This is a genomic window from Actinacidiphila sp. bgisy160, assembly GCF_057707815.1.
The window spans coordinates 1-548 of record NZ_JBYIQW010000152.1 but is presented as its reverse complement, the minus strand read 5'-3'; the positions used below and the strand labels follow the sequence as shown (position 1 = coordinate 548).

At 67.2% G+C, this 548-nt stretch carries 1 protein-coding gene; it reads right to left on the bottom strand.

Features of this window, described 5'->3' with window-relative positions; all coding sequences use genetic code 11:
- Window positions 1–519: DJ-1/PfpI family protein (locus AC3EUJ_RS37250; protein WP_431969447.1), on the bottom strand; the 519-nt coding region annotated here is incomplete at its 3' end.
- Between the last annotated feature and the right edge of the window lie 29 nt (window positions 520–548).

Here is a 548-nt window from a genome sequence, read left to right as displayed (position 1 = left end):
GCCGAATTGCGGCATGTCGGGCCATCCGCGGCAGGAGACGAGGTTGCCGTCCACGACGTCGGGAGCGTCGATGACCGTCGCGCCCGCGTTCTCCATGTCACCGGTGATGGGCGGGAAGCACGCCGTCTTCCGGCCCTTGAGCAGTCCGTACACAGCCGGCACCTGCGCGCCGTGGCAGATCAGCGCGATCGGGAGGTTGCGCGCGAAGAAGTGCTCGGTGATGCGCCTGACGTCGGCGTCGACCCGGATCCACTCGGGGGCACGTCCCCCAGGGATGATGAGGGCGTCATAGCGCTCGACGTCAACCTCGGCCCAGGGCACGTCGACCGGCAGCTTTCGGCCGTTCTTCTCCACGTAGGCGTCGGAGTTGGGGTCGAACTCGTGGATGACCAGCTGAACGTCACGCATCGTCCGCGACGAGACGTCAACGCCCCAGCCGCCCTCCTGAACGCGATAGTAGGGATACATGGTGTCGAGCTCCTCGGCGGCGTCGCCGGTCAGGAGCAGCGCTCTGGGCACCTGCTTCTCCTCGCATCTGAGGCGGGTGA